Here is a 23,605-nt window from a genome sequence, read left to right as displayed (position 1 = left end):
GTCCGGTTGAAAGCGCTAGGAGGGGGCGCAGCGTGCAGGAGCAGCCTTGGCCAACCGCAATTTCCTTTTTGTCCAGTCCGATGAAAGCGCCGCGCTGACGCGGTTCATCGCGCTGGCCGAGACGGCAACCGGGTTTCTCAAGGGGGCGCCGGGTGGGCACTTGCCGGGCTGGCACACGCTGGGTCAGGACAACCGGGCGTTTCTCGAGAGCTTGAACGAACGGCTCATGGTCACCTATCCGCAGGCGGGCCAGCCCTTTTGTGCGGTACGGCTATGGACCAACTTGATGTGGCAGCCGGCCTATCTCGCCTTCATCGCCGTGCATCTGCATGGCGCCCTGCCCGCGGTCACCCGGCTATCCCAGGCGCGGCAAAACCTCGACATAAACGGCTTCCGCCTGCCTCCCGCGCCGCAAGCACGGGGCAGCACCGAAGAGCTGATTGACTTGGCCGGGCGCGACCTTCGCGCCATGGGCGATGCGGTTCTGGCCGAGATCAACGCGGTCACCAAGCTCAAGCGGGTGCCGGCGCTGCGCCTGTTGACGGACCGCATGCTGGGTCTGGTCGTGCGCCTCAAGCATTTCCGCCCCGAGACCACGCTGGCCGAACAATATCGTTACTGCGAGCTCTGGCTTGCCGCCATGGGCCTGACCGGCCATGGGGGGCTTGAGACGATCGACCTCGACGATGGACGACAGGTCGCCATCATTGCCCGCAAGGGCTGCTGCCTGGACTATCTGGCCTTCCCGGACAGCTATTGCGATTCCTGCCCCAAGCTCGCCCCAAAGGAGCGACGGGCGCGCCAGCGCGCCGGCGTGCTGGCCGAACTGGAAGCAGCAGGCTAGTCGAACACTTCGTCCGGATAGACGCCCCAGAGCTCGGCCTGATGGACCCAGCCGGAAAAGGCGGGGCGTTCCCCCGGCTGTCCGGCCGCCACATTGCACCATGCCCCGTCGCATTCGCTGATGGAAACGCGGACCCCCGGCGAAAGGCGGGCACGCACCGCCGAATCCTCGGACTTCTGGGCGTGCATGGTGACTTCGCCATTGGCGATGAGCGGGGTGGCATAGCCGGCGCGATTGCCCGAGAGCAGACTTTGGTGCACCCAGCCCTCGTCACCCTCCACATCGCGGATCTTACGCCAGGTGTCGAATTCCTGGATGATCTCGACCGGCACACCGGAGACCGTGTAGTTCCAGGCGATCTCATAGCGGGTGCCGGGTCCAACCCGCACATTGATCGGATGGGAACGCGTGGTGACGAAGCGCGGCAAAGGCAGGCCGCTGGGATTGTCCTGAGCGGGGACTGGCACTGCGAAAGCGCCGGCAAGAAAGGTCAGCGCAAAGGCGACAACAGCGCGGCGGCGACCCGGGAAAACGGGCAATAACAACATCACTTTGCAGACGGGTTGGATTTGCCCTATCACTAGCGGCATATCCTTAATGGTCGCTGAAGGCGACGATTGTGCCGCGTTCCGGCCGGCTCCCATTGGTGCGTATGACATCGAGCAAACCCAAGATTCTGGTGACGAGACGCCTGCCCGCGAGCATCGAAGCGCGCATGGCCACCCTGTTCGAGACCGACGTCAATGACGCTGATGCCGCCCTGACCGGGGAGGACATTCTTGCGGGTCTCGAGGGCAAGGATGTGCTGGTTTCCACCATTACCGACCAGATTGACGCGGGCCTGATCGCCCGGCTGCCGGCCAGCGTGCGGCTGATCGCCCAGTTCGGCAATGGCGTGGACAATATCGATCTGGAAGCAGCCTGGGCGGCAGGCCTGACCGTGACCAATACCCCCTCAGTGCTGACCGAAGATACCGCCGATATGGCCACCGCGCTGATCCTGGCGTTGCCGCGACGGCTGGTGGAAGGCACGCAGATGCTGCTGCGTGACCGGGCCTGGGCCGGCTGGTCCCCGACCTCAATGCTGGGGCATCGCCTGCGTGGCAAGGCCCTGGGCATAGTGGGCATGGGCCGGATCGGCACTGCCGTCGCCCAGCGCGCCCGTGCCCTGGGATTGTCGATCCATTATTATTCCCGCAACAGGCGTCCGCCGGCCATCGAGACACCACTTGAAGCACGCTATTGGGACAATCTCGATGCCATGCTGGCGGCGGTCGATATCGTATCGCTGCATACGCCGCTGACGCGGGAGACCCATCACATTCTCTCGGCGGACCGGCTCGATGCCATGAATCCGGGCGCCTATGTGGTCAATGTCAGCCGCCCCGAATTGCTGGACGAACCCGCCCTGATCGCGCGGCTGGAAAGCGGCCATCTGGCCGGAGCCGCGCTGGATGTGTTCGAAAACCGCCAAGGCATCAATCCGCGCCTGTTGGCTCTGGCCGAGGCCAATAAGGTGGTGCTGACGGCGCATATGGCCTCGGCCACGCTGGAGGCGCGAGTGGAAATGGGCGAGGCGGTCATCGTCAATATCCGCGCCTTCATGGACGGGCACCAGCCACCGCATCGCCTGCTGCCCGACACCCCCCTGCCGCGCGCGGCCAAGGGCTGAGTGTTGCAGCATTTCCGCAACGCGCCAATCATCTGAACGCGGCCTGCCGGTCCAGCTTGCGTGGCGGGCGCCCGCCCCCTAATCGTCACATTGTCGGGGCGATGGGCGCATGGCCGCGGCATGCGATTTTCCGGGGGTCAGGAGAAGCCCGTGCCTTGGTCGAGTAAAGCCGCGTCTGTTCTGCTGGCACTATGCCTAGCCCCTGTTCCAGCCTGGGCACAGGCCGGCGGCACGCTGCCCTTTGCCTATGAAAATGGCCAATTGGTGCTCGACACGCTTGGACAGCGCCTGGTCCTGCCCCAACCCGACTGGGTCCCCGCAGACATAGAGGCCGGGGCGCTCGGAGAGCTGGTCTCGACCCGCTTCCTTGAGGAAAGTGGCCAGGCGCATCTGGAAATCTACAAGCGCGGCGAGGGCGAAGCCTTCTGGTCCACGCTCTATGGCGCCCGGGTCAGCAACCAGGCAAGCATGACGCTTAGCGACTTCCGCGCCGTGGTGGTCAATGTCTATGCCCAGTCCTGCGACCCGGACACTGTGGCCCTGTTCCAGCTGGAACCGGACGAAGGGGAAATCCTGCCGCCGCTGGGCTATGTCTGTGGCGCCTATCTCGATGCCTTTACCGACTTCGCCGGACAGGGCGAGGTCATGGTCATGGGTTTCTACAAATCAGCCAACGGCCTTGGCATGGTCTATCAGGAGTGGCGCGGGGAGGCGTTTGACGCCTCCAAGCCGCAGGAGTGGCCGGGCGATGCCGAAACGGTGGAAACCCGCATGGCGCAGCTCAAGGCTGAGGTGACGCTGACGGCGCTGGACTGAGCGGTAGGCTGCCGGATTGACGGCGGGCCCGGGAGGGCATAAGCCGCTTGCCCATGAGAAAAGACCACAAGCCCGCTGGCCCGAGCCAGCGCATGCTGCGCGTGGGTGAACTGGTACGCCATGCCCTGGCGGCGCTGTTTGCCCGCGGCGAAATCGAGGACGAGGCCCTGGCGGGTGCGGTGGTGACCGTGCCCGAAGTGCGCATGACACCCGACCTCAAGATCGCCAATGCCTATGTAATGCCGCTCGGCGGTACGCATGCCGAAGAGATCGTGGCGGCGCTCAACCGGCACCGCAAGTTCATCCGCGGACGGGTGGCCCCGCAGATTGACCTCAAATATGCCCCGGAGATCCGTTTCTTCGTGGACGACACCTTCGAGGAGGCCGGACGGATCGATGCACTGCTGCGCTCGGACCGGGTACGCCGCGATCTCGAAGACGACAGCGACCACAATAGCGAAGACTGACCTTGAGCCAGCAAAAGTCCAAGAAGCGCGCCATCTCCGGATGGATCGTGCTCAACAAACCATATGATTTTACCTCTACCCAGGCGGTGGGCAAGGTGCGCTGGTTGCTGAACGCCGCCAAGGCCGGTCATGCCGGTACGCTTGACCCGCTGGCCACGGGCATATTGCCCATTGCCCTGGGCGAAGCCACCAAGGCGGTGCCGCAGGTGCAGGACGGCATCAAAATCTATCGGTTCACCATTGGTTGGGGTAAAGCCACCACCACCGATGATACCGAGGGTGAGGTGATCGCGACTTCTGACGTGCGGCCCGACCAGGCGGCCCTTGAAGCCGTGCTGCCGCGTTTTACCGGCACGATCATGCAGCGTCCGCCGGCCTTCTCCGCCATCAAGGTGGATGGCGAGCGCGCCTATGATCTGGCGCGCGCCGGGGAAAAGGTGGAGCTGGCGGCGCGACCGATCGACATCGACGCCATCGCGCTGGTCTCGCACGGAGCCGAGGAAAGCGTGCTGGAGGTGACATGCGGCAAGGGCACCTATGTGCGGGCTTTGGCGCGCGACATTGCCGAGGCGCTGGGCACTGTGGGGCATGTCACCAAGCTGCATCGCGCTGCCGTCGGCCCCTTCACCGATGCCGACGCCATCACGCTGGAGGCGCTTGAAGGGGCAGAGGCCGGAGAGGCGCGCGACAGGCTGCTCAAGCCGGTGTCGGCCGGCCTTGCCGAAATCGAGGAAATCCGGCTCGATGCCGGCCAGGCCAATGCCGTCAGCCATGGCAATCCGGTGCTGCTGACCGGCGCTGGCGCCCCGGTATCCCTGGACGAGTGCTGGGTGAGCTTCAAAGGCAAGGTGCTGGCCACCGGCCATGTGGAGTTTGGCCAGTTCAAGCCGGGCCGGGTGTTTAATCTCTAGGTAATTCGCCTCATACCCAAAGGGCGAGGGGCGATACGGCAGCGTCAGGGACTATGGCTCCGCCTTTGCGCGGAGCTGCCCCGCCATAGCGAAGGTCAGCACAAGCAATGGAATGAGCATGGCGAAGGCCATGCGCACGCCAAAGCCCTGGGCGACGCCGCCGATGAGGACGGGCGCGCCCAGATTGACCAGCTGAAAGATCAGCGTGGTGGCCGCGACGTTCTGTGAAGCGGGGCGATCTCCCAACCGTGCCGCCGCAGAGAGCGTCAGCGGGAAGAGTACGCAGATGCCGATTCCCACGGCCAGGAACCCGGCGAGAGCCACATAGGCATTGGGGGCCAGGACAATGGCCAGCATGCCCAGTACGGCCAATGCGGAGAGACTGCGCGCCACGCGCACCGGACCAAAGCGGTCGATGAAGCGGTCGGCGACCAGCCGGCCGCCGGCCATAGCAAAAAGCAGCGCCGGAAGAGCCAGCGACTCGATGAAGGGCGCGACATCGAAGGTGTCGCGCAGATAGATGATCGACCAGGCGCGCGACGCTCCTTCGGTCAGCGCGGCGCCCAGACCGAAGGCCACCAGCCCCATGGTGGCCCAGGTCGGCCAGGCCAGCTTTTTCGCCGCGCCACCGGCATGGGCGCGCGGCGGCATATTGGGCATGGGCAGGACCACGAAATAGATCAGCCCGATCAGGAGCGGCGCCAGCGCCCAGAGATGAACGGCGGGGGTAACATGCAGGCCGCGCAACGCGGCGCCGAGCAGCGAGGTGAGCAGGAAGCCAAGGCTCCAGGCGCCGTGGCAGGTGTTCATCACCCGGGCCGAAGTGGCCGCTTCGACCCGGTCGGCCTCGACATTCATGGCGATATTGGTGAGCGAAAAGCCGACGCCATTGAGGGCGAGCAGTACGAACAGGGCAATCGGGTTGAGCAGAATGGTGGCCAAGGCTGCAGTGATGACCACGACTGGCAGCAGCGCGAGGATCACGCGACGCGGCCCGAAACGCTCGACGAGGGCGCTGGAAAACAGGAACATCGAGAGCGCGCCCAGCGGTTGTCCGATCAGGACCAGGCCGAGTTGGCCCTCGGTGAGGCCAATCAGCTGTTGCAGGTCCGGAATGCGGGTGTGGATGGCGCCGGCGGCCAGAGCATGGGTGAAGAAGAGCGCAATAATGCGCCAATTGGTGGAAAGCATGATGTGGGCTTAAACCGTTGTCGGGGTTGAGGGAAGAATGTCCCTCACGCTTTTGGTCCGGGGTCCATGAGCACGTGGATGCGGTCGGCACCCATGCGGGCGAGCTTGAGCATGAGCGCCTTGCGGCGTGCAGGCGCCAGGGGGGTATCGGGGCTGTCGCGCAGAATAGCGCCGTCATGCCCGTCGGCTACGATCAGTCCCTCGCTTTGGGGAAAGATATCCGCGTCCAGCTCAGGCGGCTTGGCAAAGAAGAACTTGTCGGAGAATTCCCGATATTCGGGCCATTTGCGATCGACCTGAAAATCGATGAGGCTCGACTTGATTTCGACGATCCAGATTTCCCCCTTGGGACCGACGGCGAGCACATCGGCGCGGCGGCCATTGGCCAGCGGCACTTCGGCATAGCAGGCCATATCGTGGCGCTCGCGCAGCATGCGCATGACCCCGCGCTGCACCCGCAGCGCAGTTGCCGATTGACGAAGGTCGACGATGGGGGGCAGGTCAGCCATTGGGTCCGAGCGGTTCTGCGGGCAGGCCTGGTGGAGTATCAAGCTTTTTCTCGCCCAGCGCAAAGCTTGATGCCCATAGGCCGGCCAGCAGCAATGGCAGGCAGATAAGGTAAGAGGCGCGGATATTGACGAACTCGGCGACGAAGCCGAGCAGTGGCGGGGCCAGGAAGAAGACCACAAAACTGACCTGGCCGATGGCGGCCACATTGACCGCTGAGGGGCGATCAGTACGCTGCGCGGCGGCGGAAACGGCCAGTGGATAGACTGCCGAACATCCCGCTCCCATCAGGGCAAAGCCGAGCAGGGCCAGGGCCGGTGTCGGCGCCGTACCAACCAGCAGCGCCCCAAGGCTGGCGAAGCTGAGCATGACCATGGCAACCGCGCGCGGGCCATAGCGGGAGACGATGGGATCGGCGGACAGCCGCATCACCGCCATGCAGAAGGCAAAGAGGGTCAGTCCCATGCCGCCGATGATCGGTTCGACGGCAAAGACGTCGCGCATATAGATGGCGGACCAGTCAATGCCGGCCCCTTCGACCAGGAAGGCGGCAAAGCCGATGAGGCAGAGCGGCAGCAGGCCAATGGTGGGAAAGGCCAAGCTGTGCCCGCCTTCCCCGGCATGCTCGCCGGGACGCCGGGGGGCGGTGGAGGCGCCCAGAATGAGCCAGCCACCCACCAGCACGACCAACATGGCGATGATGGCCATGTGCCAGCCCGCCGGCAGACCGGATTGTCGGATCATGGCGCCGAACAGCGCAGTGACGAAAAAGCCCACGCTCCAGAACCCGTGCGCGCGGTTCATATAGCGCTTGCCGGTCTGCGCTTCGAGCCGATCGATCTCGACATTGAGGTTGATCTCCAGCGCTCCCGCCAGCAACCCTGCCGCAAACAGTACTGCGAAAACGGCCGGGGCGGCCCCCAGCCAGGGGATGACGGCAAACAACAGCGCCGGACCGAGCGTGGTGAAGAAGGCCGTGGTCCGAAAGCCCAGCCTCTCGATGATCGGAGCCCCCACGGTCAAGGCGATCAGCGAGCCGATCGACATGCCGATCATGGTCAGGCCCAATTGACCCTCGCTGACACCCAGATGGGTCTGGATGTCGGGCAGACGGGCCATCAACGCGCCGGTGGTGACCGCGAAGAAAAAGAAGCAGGCATAGATGCGGTGCTGTGGAGCGATGATCACGGTGTCACCGTCTTGATGATCGGGCGCGGCGCCAGCACATGGGCGGTGGCCAGGCCGAGCAGCACCAGCGGGAAGCCAACGCCGAAGGTCCACTGAATGCCGAAATGTTCGGCGATCAGGCCCAGGAGCGGCGGTCCGAGCAGGAAGGCGGTGAAGGAGAATTGCGCCAGAGCTGCCACATTGATGGCGGCGGGGCGGTCAGTCTGCTGGGCAGCGGCGGACATGGCCAGCGGAAACAGGGCGCTCGAGCCGAAGCCGATCATGGCGAAACCGCAATAGGCGAGGAGGGCCGAGGGCGCGAGAAAGGCCAGCAGCACCCCGCCACCCAGAATGGTCAGCAGCACGCGGGCAACCGTGACCGGGCCGAAGCGGTCCACGAAACCATCGGCAAAGAAGCGGGCGAATGCCTGCGAGCCGGCCACGACCGCGACGGCGAAACCGGCCCAGAAGGGTTCGGCGGCAAAGATGTCGCGCATGTAAATGGCGGACCAATCAATGCCGGCGCCCTCCATCAGCATGGCGGAAAGGCAGACCGCCACCAGCGCCATGATCGGCAGCGTGGGCTTGGCGAGGCGCGGGGTTTCATCGGTGCTCGAGCCCGCGCGGTGTGCGGCAGGCTGGAACTGGCCGAGTACGACCAGGGTCGCGGCCAGCACGACCGGGATCATGATCAGCAGGTGCAATTGCGGTGACAATCCGGTTTGGGCAATCAGCGCGCCGACCATGCCGGCCGAGAAAAACCCCAGGCTCCAAAAGGCGTGGGCGCGGCTCATGATGCGCCGGCCGATGGCATGTTCGACACGGTCGGCCTCGATATTGATGATCACCTCGATGCAGCCGATGGTCAGACCCACCGGCACCAGCAAGAGAAAGAACATTAGCGGGCCGCTGGCCCAGACCGCGGCGGCATAGAGCACGGCCAGCAAGGGAATGGCGGCCAGCAAAACCCGGCGATAACCCACCGCCTCGATGAAGCGGCCGGCAAAGGTCAGCGAGATCAGGGTGCCGACGGCCGAGCCGATCAGTGCCAGGCCGAGCTGTCCCTCCCCCACGCCCATGGCATGCTGGATGTCGGGCAGGCGCGGGAACATGGAGCCCATGCAGAACGAATAAACAAAGAAGGCCCCGAAGACCTTGATCTGGGGCGGCAGCGCAAGGCCGAATCGCATTTTGGTAAAGTGCTCAAGGAAGGTCGTTGAAGCGAAGCTAGGCCATTTCGCAAAGCAAGAGAATAGCCGCGAGCCACCCGGGAACGCTTTATTGCAACGTTTGCATTCCAGTCACACAGCAGCCGGCGCGAAATGATCGTCGCGCACCACATTGATGCCGCTCATCAGGTTGCGGACGATTTCCAGCCGGCGGTATTGGCTGGCACCGCGCTCGCCAGCGGCACGCGGCTGGGACCCGGTGCGACCGCGCCGGTCGGGGCCGAAATAGCTCGGTGTCTCGAAATAAACCAGGTTCTGTCCCACCTGCCGGGCAACCCGCTCCAACACCCGCTTGCGGGTAAAGGGCATCGTGATGATGTCATCAAAGCCCATGTTGAGGCAGGCTGTGATGGCCTCGACCGAAGGGCTTTCGGCAAAATAGATCAGTGGCGAAAAGCGCAGGCGCCGCATGGTGCTGAAACGGACTGCATCGGCGACCCCGCGCAGGCTCTGGAGATTTTCGGTGGCCGCGAAAAGGAAGAAGCATACAGGGGTGATCTGGGTCTGCTGCTCGGCCTGGGCGATGGTGGAGAACTGGGAAACGCCGGCAAATCCCAGCCCGCGCGCGACGTCGAGCAGCGCGGCTCCAGGACCACTCTCAGGGCCTACGACATAGGCGTATGCGCGCATGGCATCGCTTCCGATTATTTTCTGCGTCCGGCGCGAATACTAGTGCGAACCGGCTAACATACTTCTAATGCGCGATATTTCTGCAAGAGTTTATGCAGCAAGGCTCTCGCCGCGAAACAGCGGTGCATATTGGCGCATCAGCGCAGCGATGCGTTCGGTTACGGTGCGGACGGCGGGGGCATGGCGCTCTTCATGATGGCAGACCAACCATTGCTCGGTCTCGAGCTCGGCAATGGTGCCCGCCATGCGGTCGATGCGCGGATCGGCGTCACCGACAAAGCATGGAAAGACCGACATGCCCGCGCCCGCCGCGACCAGTTCGAGCACGCTCATGGCATCATTGCCGCGCGTGGCGATGCGGTCGCCATGGCGGGCATGGAGCCAGCGGGCCGAATGGGTCTGGCTGGCCTCGCCCGCCACCCCGACGAAGTAACCCGCAGCAACGCCGCTGATCAGTTCGGGCCGCGCATAGAGCCCATAGGCGACCTTGCCGATCAGGCGTCCCGCCAGCCATTGCTCGGTGGGCCGGGCATTGCGGATGCCGATATCGGCGTGTCGGCGGCCGATATCGACCTTGTGGCTAGCGGTCACCAGTTCCAGACCGAAGCGGTCGCTGGCCGTCCATATCGCGCCGATGTGACGGGCAAGAAAGGCCGAGGTCCAGGGCCCCGCCGACACCCGCACCACGCGCTCGCCAATGGCGCCATCCTTCCAGCGTTTCAGCGACAGCATGGCCGCTTCCACCTCTTCAGCACGGAGCAGCAATTCTTCCCCGGCGGGGGTGAGGGCATAGCCGGATTGACTGCGCACAAACAGCGGCTCGCCCAGCTGCCGCTCCAGGCTGGTGACCCGCCGCCCGAGCGTGGCCGCAGAGAGGCCCGTGGTCTGGGTCGCAGCGCTCAGACCGCCCAGCCGCGCCACGTCCAGAAAGAGGCGAAGATCATCCCAGGAGAAATCCATTTTTCATTCTTGAAATACTTCTTGCAGTTCAGACTGTAGCGCAACAGCCTGAAAATGCGCAATGCTTCGGATGTAGGGCGCAATGGCGCCTGAAGCCCGCAGCCAGACATTTTATTGTTGCAACGCACACGCCGTGGTGCGTGAGCCCATCTGGCTGCCCCGAGCTTGGAGGCATCACATCATGTTTGAACCCATCACGCGCCGGCTGCATGTCTGGCACATTCGCAATCTGACCCGCCGCAAGCTTGCCATGCTGGATGACCGGCTGCTTTCGGATCTGGGCATCGAACGCAACCAGATCGGCGACTATGTCGCCCGGCTCAATGTCGAGGGGGACCGCACATGATGGCGCAGCGCAAATTTGGGCGGACTGGACGCATGGCCGGGGCGATCGGCCTAGGATGCTGGGCCATAGGCGGGCATTTTACCCTGGATGGCCGCAATGATGGCTGGGGTGAGGTGGATGACGCTCAATCGGTTCGGGCCCTGCAGATCGCGTTCGATCTGGGCGCAAATCTGTTCGACACAGCCGATGCCTATGGCACTGGCCATAGCGAGCGGGTTCTGGGTGCGGCGCTCAAGGCGCGACGGGACGAGGCGATCATCGCTACCAAGTTCGGCTTCACCTATGACGAAGCCAAGCGGGCGCTGATCTCCATTGATGTGTCGCCGGGCTATATCGATTGGGCCAATGGGCAGTCGCTCAAACGGCTGGGCGTCGATGCCATCGATCTCTACCAGATCCATCCCGGCGACCTCACTGGAGATCAGGCCGACGCCGCCGCCGAGGCGCTGGAGAAACTCGCTGAGGCCGGGCGCATCCGAGCCTGGGGCTGGAGCACCGACAATGCCCAGGCGGCGCGGCGGATGCTGGATTATCCGCATTTCGTGGCGGTGCAACAGGAACTCAACGTGTTGCATGACGGGGCGGACATGCTCTCGCTCTGTGCCGAGGCCGGGCTGGCCAGCCTCAATCGCTCGCCACTGGCCATGGGGCTGTTGTCGGGCAAGTTCACCGCCACAAGCCGATTGCCGGGCAGTGACGTGCGCGGCGCCGGACACCCCTGGGTAAAGCATTTCAAGGATGGTGCGCCGACGCCGGAGGTGCTGGCCCGGCTCGCCGCCTTGCGCGACCTGCTGACCAGCGGCGGACGCAGCCCGGCACAGGGCGCGCTGGGCTGGATCCTCGCCCGATCGCCGCACACCTTCCCCATTCCCGGCTTCAAGACCGAAGCCCAGGTGCGTGACAATCTGGGGGCACTGGAGAAGGGTCCGCTGCCGGCGGCAGTGATGGCCGAGATCGATGCGGTCTTGCAGGCCCAACTGGCCCCGGCATAGATCATCGCAACAAAAAGGCCGCCAACTCTGGCGGCCTTCCTGCAGTTTTGCGCGGTGAAACGCTTATTTCTGCGCGATGCAGACCGAGGTCACGCCCTTGTTCTGGAAACCCAGAGCCGCGGCGGCACCCTTGGACAGGTCGATGATGCGCTTGCCGTGGAACGGACCACGGTCATTGATGGTCACTTGCACCGACTTGCCGGTGGACTGGTCGGTCACTTCGACTTTGGTGCCGAAAGGAAGAGTCCGGTGCGCCGCAGTCATGGCGTTCTGGTCAAAGACCTGACCGGAGGCGGCTGTCTTGCCGTGAAATCCGGGGCCGTACCAGGATGCACCACCACATTGGGCATAGGCTGCAGAAGAGGAGAAGGCGAGGAGGGCTGCGGCCGATGCTGCGGCGATAACGGTATTCTTAGTCAATGGTCCTGAAGCTCACTGAAGTTGTCGATGGGCGCTTCAATAAGGGCGGGAGCCGCCGGAATCTGGGCCGGATCGGCCGCCTGCGACGTCCCGCCTCAGTTTGTGGCCCGGCAGCACCAGGTTTCCCAAGCCTTGTGACGGCGGTGGGGGTGCAAGATTGCGTAAACCTTAGAAACTGAATCCACCAAGATGCGTGCGCTCCGTCATCCCGGGGCCGAGATCGGCCAGAAGGAGGTATCGATTTGCGGGGTGTGTCGCTGAGGCAACGGTTCCTGCAAACCAGACATCAAGACCCGATTTGACCCCGGCAAGGGCGGGAATCTCGACCCGATTGTGCCCCCGTCCTCCCGGAATGGGGCGGCAATGTGTCAGTTGCACCTGTCTGGCGCCATGAAAAAGGGCGGTGGCCAGAAGCCACCGCCCAGTTGGTCAGGGAGAGGGAAAAAGGATGTGCAATCAGCCCTGGGGCTGGGGCACGATGCGCAGATAGGGTTTCACTTCCTTCCAGCCGCCGGGGAATTTTTCCTTGGCCGCTTCATTGGTGACCGCCGGGACGATGATGACGTCCTCGCCATGCTTCCAGTTCACCGGGGTGGCGACCTGGTGCTTGGCGGTCAGTTGCAGGCTGTCGATGACGCGCAGGATCTCATCGAAATTGCGCCCGGTGGACGCAGGATATTCGATCTTGAGTTTGACCTTCTTGTCCGGCCCGATGACGAAGAGCGAACGAACTGTCAGCGTGTTGTCGGCATTGGGATGGATCATGTCGTATTTGCGCGCGACCTCACCCTCTGTATCGGCCAGGAGCGGGAAATTGAGGGCCGAACCCTGCGTTTCCTCGATGTCCTTGGCCCAGCCGGCATGGTCCTCGAGCTTGTCGACCGAAAGGCCCAGGACCTTGACGCCGCGCTTGGCGAATTCGTCCTTGAGCTTGGCGGTGTAGCCCAGCTCGGTGGTGCAGACGGGGGTGAAGTTCTTGGGGTGGCTGAACAGCACTGCCCAGGAGCCGTCGATGAAATCATGGAAGTGAATGGTGCCCTCGGTGGATTCGAGGGTGAAGTCCGGGGCGGTATCGCCGATCAGAATGGCCATGGTCGTCTTCCTCTGCCCGCGCTGCCGCAGGTCTGCTGTAAGGTTCTGATAAATAGAATATCGTGCTGAAGGCCCCCGCTTGAAGCGGCGGCATGCGAAATGGTTTTGCCTTGTTTGGGGCAATGCGGGCAAGCCATTATCGCGCCCGGGGCGCGATGGAAATGGAGCCGATCAACCCAGCATGGCCATCAGCCCCCTGGGCACGCCCGGGTTCTGCAAAAGAAAGATCATCACCATCGGGATGGCCGCGAAGACCAGCGCCACCGCCGGGTTGGCCTTGAGCAGGCGGGCCACCAGATAGACGATCAGGCAGAAGGCCAGGTTGAGAAGGAGATCGGCCGCATTGTCGGCCATATAGGCGAACAGACCACGCATGCGCCCCTCCAGCACATTACCGCAGTCTCAAGGCTGCCACCGGCGGATTGCGCAGATGTGGTGCAATCGCGTGGGGTTTGAATCAAAAAGCGCCGATCGTTACTGCACCAGCACCGAGCCTTCCGCCGCCGGCTGGCGCGCCGGGGCGCCATTTTCCCAGGTGACATCCAGCCCGTTGAGCGGCACCACCGAAAGGCTCATCTTGCCCGAGCCCTGCTGGATTTGCCGGGCATGGGCGAGATAGATCAGCGCATTGTTGGTCGCGTCATAGATGCGGGTGACGCGCAGGGACTTCCAGATCAGCGAACGGCCCTGCTGGAAGATTTCCTCGCCGCCGCCCCGCGTGGAAATGTCGCCAACCGTGATCGGACCCACCGCCGAACAGTCCAGCGCCGAATAGGAGGGATCCTCGAACCAGTTGCCCTGGCTCAGCCGGTCGATGAAGGAGCGGTTGAAGAAGGAGAGATGGCACACCACGCCATCCACCTCGGGATCGGCCACCGCCTCGATGGAAATATCATTGCCGGTCCAGTCGACCCCGACACTGCCCACCTCGTTGCGGTTACCGCAGGCAGCCAGGGATATGGCCGCAACAGCGACGATGGCGAGACGGGCGATGGGGTGCATGGAAGTCCTCCGGAGGGTGCCCGTCTAACATGGGAAGTTCCAGCGCAGCCCGCAAGCGGCAGGCGCGCCCTAGCGTCCCACCTTGCCGTCCATGATTTTTTCCAGCCAGCGCACCAGCAATGACAGCGAGATGGTCATGGTGAGATAGAGGAAGGCCACGACGTTATAGGTCTCGAAGAACAGGAAACTCGACGAGGCCGAGAGCTTGCCCAATTGGGTGATGTCCTGCACGCCGAGTGCGGAAACCAGGGCGCTGTCCTTGACCATGGACACAAAGTCATTGCCGAGCGGAGGCAGAATGGTGCGCAGCGCTTGGGGAAAGACGATGTGGCGGAAGCAATGCCAGCGGGAAAGACCGAGGGAGTGGGCGGCCTCTAGCTGGCCGCGTCCCACCGCCTCGATGCCGGCCCGGAAGATTTCGGCGATGAAGGCCGAGTAGCACACTGTCAGCGCGAAAATGGCGCGCCAGACAAAGTCGAAGCCGCGCACCGTGGCCGGAGCCAGAAGGCCCCAATCGATCAGCGGCGCAAAGAGCCAGTTGAAGCCGGCGACCATGGCGGGGGCGGCGACGAAGGCGATGTAGAAGAGAAACACCAGGATCGGGATGCCGCGGATGATTTCGACATAAAAGGTCGCGATCTCGCGCAGCACGCGATTGCCGGAGGTGCGTGCCAGGGCGATGAGCAGGCCCAGAATTGTGGCTGCCACAAAGGCCAGAATGGTGACCCAGAGCGTGGTGACCACGCCGCCCGAGAGAGTGCGGAAGATGTCGCCATAGGTCTGGTTGCTGGTAATCGCCCAGAGCCCGAGCACGAACAGCAGGCCGATGGCGAGCAGCCAATAGGGCAGACGCGAGAAGATGGAGGGGCGGCGGGGGCGATAGGTCATGGGGTGTGGTGGATTCTAGTGCCAAGGGCGGCGGAGGCAGCACCCCCGCCCTTGCCCCCTCCCCACAAGGGGGAGGGAGACGATGAGCACTGGCATTTCAGCCAGCGCTTCCCTCCCTTGATGGGGAGGGATTGAGGGTGGGGTGACGGCAAGAGCGAGAACGGCGACAGACCTACTCAGCCGCGTATTCGAAGAACCAGTAATTGATCCGCTCGTCGAGCCATCCTTCGTCACGCAGCTGGGCCAGGGCGGCATTGAAGGGTTCGACCAGATCGGAGCCGGGGGTCAGGATGAAGCCGAAGGGGTCGGACTTGATGGCTGCGCCGGCCTGTTTGAAGGCGCCCGGATCAGCGCCGATATAGCCGGCCGAGGCCGCCTGGTCGGCGATCACCGCATCGACATCACCGGATTTGACCGCCTGCACGGCGGCGCCGAAGCTGTCGAAGGTCTTGACCCGCGGATTGGCCTCGTCGCCATCGAGCACGTCGTAGATGGCGGTATAGAAGGAGGAGGTGCCAGCCTGCGCACCGAACAGCAGGTCGGTGTTTTCGGCAAAGCTTTCCGGTCCGGTGATGCGGTCTTCATCGGCGCGCACCAGGAAATATTGCTCAACCGTGATAAAGGGATCGGTGAAGTCGATCTGCTCTTCACGTTCCTCGGTAATGGTGATGCCATCGGCGCCGATGTCGAACTGGCCGGTGCGCACGCTTTCGATCATCACATCCCAGGCCGTCAGGTCCCATTCCACCGTAGCGTTGAGACGCTTGGCCACCTCGTTGATCACATCATATTCGAGCCCGATGCCCTCTCCGTCCGGTCCGGCGAAGTTGAGCGGATAATAGGCGTTTTCGGTCACCGCATGGATGGTGCGGCCGCCCAGGTCGGGCAGGTCCTGCGCAGTAGCAGGCATGGCGGCCAGCACCAGGGCGGCACCGGCCAGGAAGGCGAACTTGCTGTTCATCTGATTGAGGTCTCCCGGAAAAGATTTCACCGGGAGACTAAACCAGGCGCATGTGGGTTGGGAATGGCGCTTTACGCCTCGTCGTTGACCTCGGCGCCGGGGCCGTTCTTTTTCAGTGAATCAATGGCGTTCTGGGCGCTGGCCTTGGCGGTGTAGCGTTCGGTGCGGACCATGGTCTCGCCGTTGGAGGCCACGAAATTCACGAAGAACTGGTCATCGGAGGATTTCTTGATCTCGAACCGGTATCCAGACCCTTCTTCGCCCTTGCTCACATCCACGGTGGCAGCTTCGGGAGCGTTCTTCTTGAGCGATTCGATGGCGCTCTTGGCGCTGGCCTTGGCCTTGTAGTTCTCCGACCAGAAGATCTTCTCCGAATTATAGGAGAAATCGAACTTGAACTGATCGTTGGCGGCGGCAGTGATATTGAACTTGTGTGCCATGACGCTGGCCTCCCTGGATGACTCACCGGCCAAGACTAGCGCATGGTCGCAATTTGGGAAGTCATTACTGTTCGCGATCAATCCGATCGGCATGACCCAGGTCGCGGTCCGGGTCGATGATGTCCCGCACCAATTGCTTGAGTACCCGGCTATCGGGAAAGCCGCCATCGCGTTTGCGCTCCCAGATGAGCGTATCGTCGCAATGAATTTCGAAGATGCCGCCGGTGCCGGGAACGAGGGTCACCCGCCCCAGCTCCAGCGAAAAGGTGGAAAGCAGTTCCTGCGCCAGCCAGGCCGAGCGCAGCATCCAGTTGCACTGGGTACAATATGCAATGGTGATGGCGGGCTTGCCGCTCACTTGCGCTTCTTGCCGGTTTCGGCTGGATCGACCAGGCTGGCCAAAATCTCATCGACGAGATCGAGGTCCTGCCGCTTGCCGGCGGCCTGTTGCTGCAGGTCAACCAGATAGGAGGTGGTATAATAAAGCCGCCGCGCCAATATGGTGGCGATATGCAGGCTCATTTCCGGATGCCCATCCAGAAAAGTCAACGCATCGGGGATTTCATAGGCGCGTACGGCCGACAGCGCCTTGACCGTGGCGGAATGGGGCATGTCGAGCAACACTGACATCTCGCCGAACACCGACCCGGGTTCATCCACATGGGTCACCTGGGTGCGCTCGCGGATGACCTCGACTTGTCCGTCGATCAGCACCAGCAGCTTTCCCAGACGCTCGCCCTCGGGCAGCATGTCCTGACCGGGCTTGAACCGAACTTCATTGAGATCGCTGCAATAGTCGAGAATATCGGCCATCGGCCCCCGCCTCCAATGTCTACCCGGATCCGCCGCCCGGATGTCATCCGCGGCGAAATCTAAAGCATTGGCCGGACAAAGCAAAGCCGCCCGGACAGATGTCCGGGCGGCAGCGCGAGGGACGGAACCGTTACTGGATCCAGACGATGGTCCGGGTCGAAGCGTCGACCAGGGCCGGGCGACCATCGACATAGACATAGCCGTAATAGCTGCTGTCGGGGATCTGATGGACCATGGCATCCTGCGGAAGCACGTAGCCGACAACAACATCGCCTTCAGCACTGACAGGATCAACCGGGTTGTTGATGGCAAAATCGGCCGCCGACTGGCTCACCACGTAGCCGGGCGAATAGACCAGCGTGTTGGAATTGAGATCGACGATCCAGACGCGGCCATTGGCGTAGAAATAGCCGTGGGTCTCGTCACCCTCGACCGGATAGATGGTGACGCCAGCGGGAACGGCGGCACCCACATCCAGCGAGCCATCTACCATCACGGGCTCAACCGGGTTGTTGCCGGCATATTCGATGGTCGAGGTTTCGATACCGGCCTCGGCACCGATCACGGCGCCGGCAAAACCGCCGATGACTGCGCCGATGGGGCCGCCGGCCAGAAAGCCCAGCGTCGCGCCGCCTGCAGCACCACCGGTGGCGCCGATTGCAGCGCCAGCATTAGGGTCAACCACGCCACTGTCCTGCGCCATGGCAGGCAGTGACAGGCCAAGCGAAATCACGGCCACGGAGGCCAGAAGGGTCTTTTTCATTTTGTCATTCCTTTCGCGCGGCGGCACCAATGCCGCCTCTTGCAAGGGGAGTGCACCGGGGCCGGCGCACTCATTTCCGCCCCTTGCCCAACGAACGGAGCCGCCTCGCATGCGTTCCGTGCGGGAAGAAATGTGATGGGTGGGTGTGGCCGGTCCGCTACAGCAGCTCTTTGATGGCCGGCGCGATCTCTGCCGGCTCGGTGGTCGGCGCAAAGCGTTCGACCACCTTGCCGTCGCGATCGAGCAGGAATTTGGTGAAGTTCCATTTGATGGCTTCGGTGCCCAGAACGCCGGGCGCGGCCCGCCGGAGCCAGGCGAAGAGCGGATGGGCTCCGTCACCATTGACGTCGACGCGCTCGAACATCGGGAAGCTCACGCCGAAATTGAACGAACAGAATTGAGCGATATCGGCACTGGTGCCCGGCTCCTGCTCGCCGAACTGGTTGCAGGGGAAACCCAGAACAACCAGCCCATCGTCCTTGTGCTGGCGATACAGGGCTTCGAGCCCTTCATATTGCGGGGTGAAACCGCATTGGCTGGCAACATTGACGATCAGAACGACCTTGTCGGAATAGTCCGCCAGAGATTGCGCAGTGCCATCGAGGCGATTGGCGGAAAAATCGGCAAGCGTCTTGGTCATGGAAGGGCTCCGGGATGCAACGACCCCAGAGCTATGGCCATCGGGTGGCTGACGCAAGGGCGGTCAGCCCTGGGCGGCGAGCCAGTCGGGGTCGGGCTCGATGGGCATAATGACATCGAGAAGGATGCCATTGGGATCTGTGGCGATGAAATGGCGCTGGCCGAACACCTCGTCGCGCAGGGGCTGGACGATGATGACGCCGGCCTGCTCCAGCCGCGCAGCCGCGGCGGCTGCATCTTCCACCTCGAAGCTGAGGATGAGGTTTGCGGTGGGCTGGCGGGCTTCAGGTGGGATGGTCTCGTGGTCGAAAGTGATCAGCGCCAACTCTTGTCCCTTGGCGCCGCCGCGCAATTGCACGTACCAGTCGCTTTCAAAGACCGCTTCGAAGCCGAAATGATCCTGATAAAAGCGGCTGCTCGCCGGCACGTCCCGGACATGCAGCAATGGATAAAGCGCTGTGAACATTGATGATCTCCCTCGTTAACAACGTAGCAACAAACATTCAGCATGTTTGAAAGAACGATTCAGGGTGTATGAAATATGGAAGTCAGAAGACGTCAGCAGGATCGCCGGGCTGCCACGCGGCGGGCGCTGGTCTCGGCCGCGCGGACGCTGTTCGCGGAAAAGGGCTATGCCGCAACCAGCACGCCGGAAATCGTGGCCGCAGCGGGGGTAACGCGTGGCGCGCTCTACCACCATTTCGCCGACAAACAGGCTCTGTTTGCGGCGGTGGTGGAAGAAGAGCATGCCTTGCTGGCGCTCAGCATCCACCAGGTCGCCGAAGGGGGCGACGACGAAACCGGCCCGGTCAAGGCGCTGGTGCGGGGTGGAGAAGGGTTTCTGTCGGCCATGCAGGACGCAGGCCGGCGCCGGATATTGGTCGTGGATGCGCCAGCGGTGCTTGGGCGCGCGGCGGTGGACGAAATCGATGCGCGCCATGGGCTGCGCACCCTGATTGAGGGGGTCAATGCCGCCATCGAGGCCGGGGCGATCCGCGACGTGCCAGCCCTGCCGCTGGCGCATCTGCTCAATGCCATGTTCGACCGCGCAGCACAGGCAGAGGGCAAGGATGTCGACGCCTATCGCAAGGTGATGAAGGCAATCATTCGTGGGCTAAGGACCAAATAAAAGGCGGGGAATGATCCCCGCCTTGTTCTTCCGGTCAGAAGACCAGGAAGAGAATGATGATGAGCCAGATCGGCACGCCGAGCAGCCACAGGGCCAGTCCTTTGAACATCGCTATTCTCCTTTCTCGTGCCGATCAGAACCGACGGAAGACGTCGGCAAAGATGGTGTTGTTGTCGCGGTGATTGCCGCCCTTCTGGGCCGCCCAATAGGCGCCGATGGCCGACACCAGCGATGATGCGGCGAGGAGGAAGGCCGCGATGATGGCGGTGTTGCGGGCAATGCGCGCCGCCTCGATAGCCTGCTGGCGGGCCGCCTCGACATTGGCGATCACCTGATCGACGCGGGCTTCAGCCTGCTCCTGCGAGAGACCGGTATTGGCCACCACCAGATTGACCAGATAGGTCCGATCCTCGGCGGGCACGGCCCCGTCACTCATCGCGGCGCGGGCAAAAATGCGACCGGCCTCGTCACGGGCCATACCCGTTTCAGCGGCAGGCGCTTCGGCGCGGAACAGAGTGTCGATGAAATAAGCGTTGGGATCGAGATTGTCGGCCGTGCCTTCGGCGACATTTGACGCGGCGGTGGTGGCGGTGGATACGGCGGTGCCAACCGCACTGCCTGCAGCGCCGATGCCGCCCAGTGCGAGAATGGCGCCGATGATCATCGCACCACCCCAGACCAAGAGACCATGGGCGCCATCGCGCATGTCGCTCTCGTCTTCAGTGGCATCAAAGTGACGCCGGCGCAGGCGGCCGGTCAGGTAGCCTCCAGCCATGAAGGAGGAAATCTGCACCCAGAGGAACCAGCTGGCGGCGCCAATGCCAATCAGGATGGGGGCGGCGCCCTCACGGGCGTTGAAATCAATGAAGTTGAGGCCGATGGCCGAGCCGAAGCTGATCAGGACCAGGGAAATGGCCGAGGCCAGAACTATGCCGGCAATGATCGCAGACCAGTCGACATAGCCATGCTCGCCCTGTTCGCGGGTGATTTCGGTTTCAACGACGGCGACGCCTGCCGGTGTGTCCATGCTCATGATGCTCCTCCCGTTCCGGCTCACGCGAGGCCGATGAAGGAGAGGATTGCCATGACGATAACGACAAGGCCGACGAGATAGATGATGGAGTTCATGGGGTAAGCCCTCTTGTTGCTTGGCACATGTGGTCAAACAACTTTGAGGGGGCTGATTTTGTTCCCGCTTGGCGGAATGTCAAACGGGCGGGGACCGCTCCCCGCCCGCAGGATCGGCGCAATTATCGCCGCTTACTTCAGCGCGTCGGTGACCACCGAGGTGTAGGCGCCTTCCGGCGTTGCCTTGATGATTTCCTGGTCGAGCAGGGCCTGCACGGTACGCTCATAGGTTTCCATGTTGAGCGCCGGGTCACTGGCGTCGACCAGCTTGGACACCTCGCCCACCATATAGAGCTGGTGCTCATATTCGGCCGCGCCGGTGTCGTCCATTTCAACCACGATTTCGGCGGCTTCCTCCGGGTTCTCCAGGGCATAGGCCCAGCCCTTCATCGAGGCCTTCACGAAGCGGGTATAGGCGTCGACCTTGGCCGGATCATCGAGGGTATCCTCCATGACATAGAGGCCGTCTTCCAGGAGGTCATTGCCCATATCAGTATAGTTGAAGATGGTCAGGTTATCCGGGCCGTAGCCGGCATCGAGCGCCTGGCCATATTCATTATAGGTCATGACCGAGATGCAGTCGGCCTGGCCCTGGATCATGGGCTGGATATCAAAGCTCTGCTGCAGGACGGTAACGCCGCCTTCCGAGCCGTCGGTGGGGATGCCTTCCTTGTTCATCCAGGCAAAGAAGGGATATTCGTTGCCGAAGAACCAGACGCCCAGCGTGTGGCCGGGGAAATCGGCGACTTCAGTGATGCCGGTTTCTTCGGGGCAGATCATCATCAGGCCCGAGCGCTTGAAGGGCTGGGCGATATTGACCAGCGGCACACCCGATTCACGGGCGGCCATGCCGGCGGCCATCCAGGTGACGATGATATCGGCGCCGCCGCCGGCAATCACCTGTTCGGGGGCAATGTTGGGGCCACCGGGCAGGATGGTGATGTCGAGATTTTCCTCGTCATAAAAGCCCTTGGCTTCGGCCACCAGATAGCCGGCGAACTGGGCCTGCGTCACCCACTTCAGCTGCAAGGTCAGCGCGTCCTGGGCAAAGGCCGGAGCGATACCCAGCGCCATGGCGCCGGTGAGCAAGCCTGCGATCAGTTTCTTCATTTTCGTTCCCATTCCCTGTTACGCCCGTCCACCACGGACAGACGGATGCCAGAAGGTGACGCCCCTTTCGATGAGGGCGATCACCCCGTAGAAGGCGGACCCCGCGACCGCCGCAACAGCGATCTCCGCCCAGACCAGGTCGATGGCGAGACGCCCCACCCCGGTCGAAATCCGGAAGCCCATTCCCACAATGGGCGTTCCGAAGAATTCCGCTACGATTGCGCCGATCAAGGCCAGAGTCGAGTTGATCTTGAGGGCGTTGAATATGAAGGGGCCCGCAGCGGGGAGCCTGAGCTTCATAAGGGTTTGCCAGTAGTTGGCGGCATAGGTGTGCATGAGGTCGCGCTCGATCGCCGAGGCGGCGTTGAGCCCGGCCACGGTGTTGACCAGCATGGGAAAGAAGGTCATGGCGACCACGACCGCCGCCTTGGATTGCCAGTCGAAGCCGAACCACATGACCATGATGGGGGCGATGCCGATAATGGGCAGCGCCGACATGAAATTGCCGATGGGCAGGACCCCAGCCTTGAGGAAAGGCGAGCGGTCCACGGCAATGGCAACTATGAGCCCGGCCAGGCAGCCAATGGCATAGCCGGGCAGCACGGATTTGACGAAGGTCTGGACGAAATCAGCCCAGAGCGTGGGAACCTCAGCGGTCATGCGCGCCCAGATGGAAGAGGGTGGCGGCAGCAGCACTGGCGGCACGTTTGCGCCGCGGGTGATCACCTCCCAGGCCACGAGCAGGGCGAGCCCGAAGATAATCGGAATAAGCAGCCCAATGCCGCTTTCAGGCAGTGTCCCACTGCGGATGGCGCCAGAGAGCCGCTCGACAAACAGCCAGGCGAAGGCCCAGGCCGAGACCAGGGCCAGCCAGTGATGCAGGGGCATGGCTGCGCCCGATGGCAGCGTCGCCACCAGCGCGACCGCGCCGAACACCGCCAGGAAGCCGTCGAGCCACAGGCTGAATGGCAGGGTGAGCCGCACCAGTGAGAGCGTGGCCAGCGCAAAGAATCCTGCCAGCAGGGGTGCACTGCCCATGGTGGGCAGGCTGGCGAGAAAACCAAGCAGACCGGCGCCGCCGGCGACCAGTGCAAGATAGAGCTGCAGGCTGGTGAGTTCGCGCAAAATCATGCCCGCGCCCCCATCCGGCCATTGACCCATTTTTCAGCGCTGCCGACAATCGCCACCAGCACGGCGGCAAGGCCCGCAGCGATGAACAGCGCCGCCCATATCTGCACCGTCTGGCCGTTATAGGAGCCGGTGAGCAGACGCACGCCGAGTCCCCCGCCCGAGGCGTTGGAGAGTTCGGCGACGACGGCACCGATCAGTGAAATGGCGATGCCGACCTTCATCGAGGCAAAGAGGAATGGCATGGCGGCCGGCCAGCGCAGCTTCCAGAAGGTCTGCCAGGCATTGGCATCATAGGTGCGCATGAGATCAAGCTGGATGGCCTCGGGCGAGCGCAGCCCCTTGACCATGCCGACCACC

At 63.1% G+C, this 23,605-nt stretch carries 31 protein-coding genes and 1 pseudogene; 8 read left to right on the top strand and 24 right to left on the bottom strand.

From position 1 onward, the window contains the following. Positions 1 to 46: 46 nt before the first annotated feature. A complete protein-coding gene (locus tag QZ564_RS05385; RefSeq protein WP_297105846.1) occupies positions 47 to 844 on the top strand; it encodes a siderophore ferric iron reductase in 798 nt (265 codons plus the stop codon). On the opposite strand, the gene QZ564_RS05380 is transcribed toward QZ564_RS05385, so the two are convergent. Next, the gene (locus QZ564_RS05380; RefSeq protein WP_297105843.1) at positions 841 to 1,383 is read right to left on the bottom strand and encodes an SH3 domain-containing protein; all 543 of its coding nucleotides are present in this window, start codon (positions 1,381 to 1,383) and stop codon (positions 841 to 843) included. The genes QZ564_RS05385 and QZ564_RS05380 overlap by 4 nt on opposite strands. Before the next feature lie 113 nt (positions 1,384 to 1,496). Between QZ564_RS05380 and QZ564_RS05375 the strand changes: the two genes are divergently transcribed. The 4 genes from QZ564_RS05375 (at position 1,497) to truB (ending at position 4,710) form a co-directional block, all read left to right on the top strand. Then, the gene (locus QZ564_RS05375) at positions 1,497 to 2,516 is read left to right on the top strand and encodes a D-glycerate dehydrogenase (RefSeq protein WP_297106014.1); all 1,020 of its coding nucleotides are present in this window, start codon (positions 1,497 to 1,499) and stop codon (positions 2,514 to 2,516) included. Positions 2,517 to 2,666: 150 nt separating this feature from the next. After that, the gene (locus tag QZ564_RS05370) at positions 2,667 to 3,332 is read left to right on the top strand and encodes a hypothetical protein (RefSeq protein WP_297105840.1); all 666 of its coding nucleotides are present in this window, start codon (positions 2,667 to 2,669) and stop codon (positions 3,330 to 3,332) included. 53 nt (positions 3,333 to 3,385) lie between these two features. Beyond that, a complete protein-coding gene (gene rbfA, locus QZ564_RS05365) occupies positions 3,386 to 3,799 on the top strand; it encodes a 30S ribosome-binding factor RbfA (protein ID WP_297105837.1) in 414 nt (137 codons plus the stop codon). A 2-nt stretch (positions 3,800 to 3,801) separates the two neighbouring features. Next, positions 3,802 to 4,710, top strand: a complete 909-nt coding sequence (truB, locus tag QZ564_RS05360; RefSeq protein ID WP_297105834.1) for a tRNA pseudouridine(55) synthase TruB — start codon at positions 3,802 to 3,804, stop codon at positions 4,708 to 4,710. 51 nt (positions 4,711 to 4,761) lie between these two features. Here the strand turns inward: truB and QZ564_RS05355 are convergent, their stop codons facing one another. From QZ564_RS05355 to QZ564_RS05330, 6 genes are all read right to left on the bottom strand, one after another. Then, a complete protein-coding gene (locus QZ564_RS05355; protein WP_297105831.1) occupies positions 4,762 to 5,901 on the bottom strand; it encodes an MFS transporter in 1,140 nt (379 codons plus the stop codon). Between the two features lie 44 nt (positions 5,902 to 5,945). Continuing rightward, positions 5,946 to 6,410, bottom strand: coding sequence for an MmcB family DNA repair protein (locus QZ564_RS05350; RefSeq protein ID WP_297105828.1), 465 nt, complete (start codon positions 6,408 to 6,410; stop codon positions 5,946 to 5,948). Then, complete coding sequence (locus QZ564_RS05345) at positions 6,403 to 7,596, bottom strand: MFS transporter (RefSeq protein WP_297105825.1); 1,194 nt, start codon at positions 7,594 to 7,596, stop codon at positions 6,403 to 6,405. The genes QZ564_RS05350 and QZ564_RS05345 overlap by 8 nt, the downstream gene beginning before the upstream one ends. Beyond that, entirely contained in the window at positions 7,593 to 8,765 is a 1,173-nt protein-coding gene (locus QZ564_RS05340; protein WP_297105822.1) for an MFS transporter, read from the bottom strand. Before QZ564_RS05340 ends, QZ564_RS05345 begins: the two co-directional genes overlap by 4 nt. A 111-nt stretch (positions 8,766 to 8,876) precedes the next feature. Further along, positions 8,877 to 9,434, bottom strand: coding sequence for a hypothetical protein (locus QZ564_RS05335; RefSeq protein WP_297105819.1), 558 nt, complete (start codon positions 9,432 to 9,434; stop codon positions 8,877 to 8,879). A 90-nt stretch (positions 9,435 to 9,524) separates the two neighbouring features. Beyond that, a complete protein-coding gene (locus QZ564_RS05330) occupies positions 9,525 to 10,394 on the bottom strand; it encodes a LysR family transcriptional regulator (RefSeq protein ID WP_297105816.1) in 870 nt (289 codons plus the stop codon). Between the two features lie 181 nt (positions 10,395 to 10,575). Between QZ564_RS05330 and QZ564_RS05325 the strand changes: the two genes are divergently transcribed. Together QZ564_RS05325 and QZ564_RS05320 are read left to right on the top strand one after the other, a co-directional pair. After that, a complete protein-coding gene (locus QZ564_RS05325) occupies positions 10,576 to 10,740 on the top strand; it encodes a DUF1127 domain-containing protein (RefSeq protein ID WP_297105813.1) in 165 nt (54 codons plus the stop codon). After that, the gene (locus tag QZ564_RS05320; RefSeq protein ID WP_297105810.1) at positions 10,740 to 11,732 is read left to right on the top strand and encodes an aldo/keto reductase; all 993 of its coding nucleotides are present in this window, start codon (positions 10,740 to 10,742) and stop codon (positions 11,730 to 11,732) included. The genes QZ564_RS05325 and QZ564_RS05320 overlap by 1 nt, the downstream gene beginning before the upstream one ends. A gap of 63 nt (positions 11,733 to 11,795) precedes the next feature. On the opposite strand, the gene QZ564_RS05315 is transcribed toward QZ564_RS05320, so the two are convergent. The 13 genes and pseudogenes from QZ564_RS05315 to QZ564_RS05255 all read right to left on the bottom strand — a co-directional run bounded on the left by QZ564_RS05315 (position 11,796) and on the right by QZ564_RS05255 (position 19,216). Then, the gene (locus QZ564_RS05315; RefSeq protein WP_297105807.1) at positions 11,796 to 12,152 is read right to left on the bottom strand and encodes a septal ring lytic transglycosylase RlpA family protein; all 357 of its coding nucleotides are present in this window, start codon (positions 12,150 to 12,152) and stop codon (positions 11,796 to 11,798) included. Between the two features lie 456 nt (positions 12,153 to 12,608). Further along, positions 12,609 to 13,244, bottom strand: coding sequence for a peroxiredoxin (locus tag QZ564_RS05310; RefSeq protein WP_297105804.1), 636 nt, complete (start codon positions 13,242 to 13,244; stop codon positions 12,609 to 12,611). Between the two features lie 171 nt (positions 13,245 to 13,415). Continuing rightward, a complete protein-coding gene (locus QZ564_RS05305) occupies positions 13,416 to 13,619 on the bottom strand; it encodes a hypothetical protein (RefSeq protein WP_297105801.1) in 204 nt (67 codons plus the stop codon). Between the two features lie 99 nt (positions 13,620 to 13,718). Then, positions 13,719 to 14,246, bottom strand: a complete 528-nt coding sequence (locus QZ564_RS05300) for a CreA family protein (protein ID WP_297105798.1) — start codon at positions 14,244 to 14,246, stop codon at positions 13,719 to 13,721. Positions 14,247 to 14,315: 69 nt separating this feature from the next. Beyond that, positions 14,316 to 15,134, bottom strand: coding sequence for an amino acid ABC transporter permease (locus QZ564_RS05295; protein ID WP_297105795.1), 819 nt, complete (start codon positions 15,132 to 15,134; stop codon positions 14,316 to 14,318). 172 nt (positions 15,135 to 15,306) lie between these two features. Next, positions 15,307 to 16,095 (bottom strand): transporter substrate-binding domain-containing protein, encoded by a 789-nt coding sequence (locus QZ564_RS05290; RefSeq protein ID WP_297105792.1) that lies wholly within the window; start codon positions 16,093 to 16,095, stop codon positions 15,307 to 15,309. 71 nt (positions 16,096 to 16,166) lie between these two features. Beyond that, entirely contained in the window at positions 16,167 to 16,367 is a 201-nt protein-coding gene (locus QZ564_RS05285; protein ID WP_297106011.1) for a DUF1508 domain-containing protein, read from the bottom strand. Further along, positions 16,353 to 16,535 (bottom strand): annotated as a pseudogene (locus QZ564_RS05280) (DUF1508 domain-containing protein); the annotation flags it as partial. The gene QZ564_RS05285 and the pseudogene QZ564_RS05280, both read right to left, overlap by 15 nt. Before the next feature lie 64 nt (positions 16,536 to 16,599). Continuing rightward, positions 16,600 to 16,893 (bottom strand): SelT/SelW/SelH family protein, encoded by a 294-nt coding sequence (locus QZ564_RS05275; RefSeq protein ID WP_297105789.1) that lies wholly within the window; start codon positions 16,891 to 16,893, stop codon positions 16,600 to 16,602. Continuing rightward, positions 16,890 to 17,348, bottom strand: a complete 459-nt coding sequence (locus tag QZ564_RS05270; RefSeq protein ID WP_297105786.1) for a cyclic nucleotide-binding domain-containing protein — start codon at positions 17,346 to 17,348, stop codon at positions 16,890 to 16,892. Before QZ564_RS05270 ends, QZ564_RS05275 begins: the two co-directional genes overlap by 4 nt. Before the next feature lie 130 nt (positions 17,349 to 17,478). Further along, positions 17,479 to 18,111 (bottom strand): DUF1236 domain-containing protein, encoded by a 633-nt coding sequence (locus QZ564_RS05265; protein WP_297105783.1) that lies wholly within the window; start codon positions 18,109 to 18,111, stop codon positions 17,479 to 17,481. 157 nt (positions 18,112 to 18,268) lie between these two features. Next, complete coding sequence (locus QZ564_RS05260) at positions 18,269 to 18,751, bottom strand: glutathione peroxidase (RefSeq protein WP_297105780.1); 483 nt, start codon at positions 18,749 to 18,751, stop codon at positions 18,269 to 18,271. 63 nt (positions 18,752 to 18,814) lie between these two features. Further along, entirely contained in the window at positions 18,815 to 19,216 is a 402-nt protein-coding gene (locus QZ564_RS05255; RefSeq protein WP_297105777.1) for a VOC family protein, read from the bottom strand. Positions 19,217 to 19,291: 75 nt separating this feature from the next. Here QZ564_RS05255 and QZ564_RS05250 point away from each other — a divergent pair, with 75 nt between their 5' ends. Continuing rightward, positions 19,292 to 19,879 carry a TetR/AcrR family transcriptional regulator gene (locus tag QZ564_RS05250; RefSeq protein ID WP_297105774.1) on the top strand — a complete coding sequence of 196 codons (588 nt, stop codon included), beginning with the start codon at positions 19,292 to 19,294 and terminating at the stop codon, positions 19,877 to 19,879. 133 nt (positions 19,880 to 20,012) lie between these two features. On the opposite strand, the gene QZ564_RS05245 is transcribed toward QZ564_RS05250, so the two are convergent. The 4 genes from QZ564_RS05245 to QZ564_RS05230 form a co-directional block, all read right to left on the bottom strand. Next, on the bottom strand, positions 20,013 to 20,912 hold the full coding sequence (locus tag QZ564_RS05245; protein WP_297105771.1) for a hypothetical protein: 900 nt from the start codon (positions 20,910 to 20,912) through the stop codon (positions 20,013 to 20,015). A gap of 227 nt (positions 20,913 to 21,139) precedes the next feature. Continuing rightward, positions 21,140 to 22,117: an ABC transporter substrate-binding protein gene (locus QZ564_RS05240; protein WP_297105768.1), complete on the bottom strand. Its 978-nt coding sequence runs from the start codon at positions 22,115 to 22,117 to the stop codon at positions 21,140 to 21,142. An 18-nt stretch (positions 22,118 to 22,135) separates the two neighbouring features. Then, positions 22,136 to 23,248: an ABC transporter permease gene (locus QZ564_RS05235; RefSeq protein WP_297105766.1), complete on the bottom strand. Its 1,113-nt coding sequence runs from the start codon at positions 23,246 to 23,248 to the stop codon at positions 22,136 to 22,138. Next, on the bottom strand, positions 23,245 to 23,605 hold a 361-nt coding region (locus QZ564_RS05230; protein WP_297105763.1), incomplete at its 5' end, for an ABC transporter permease subunit. The genes QZ564_RS05235 and QZ564_RS05230, both read right to left, overlap by 4 nt.

Source organism: uncultured Devosia sp. (genome assembly GCF_913055165.1).
Classification (GTDB): domain Bacteria; phylum Pseudomonadota; class Alphaproteobacteria; order Rhizobiales; family Devosiaceae; genus Devosia.
This window is presented reverse-complemented; position numbering and strand designations above follow the sequence as displayed.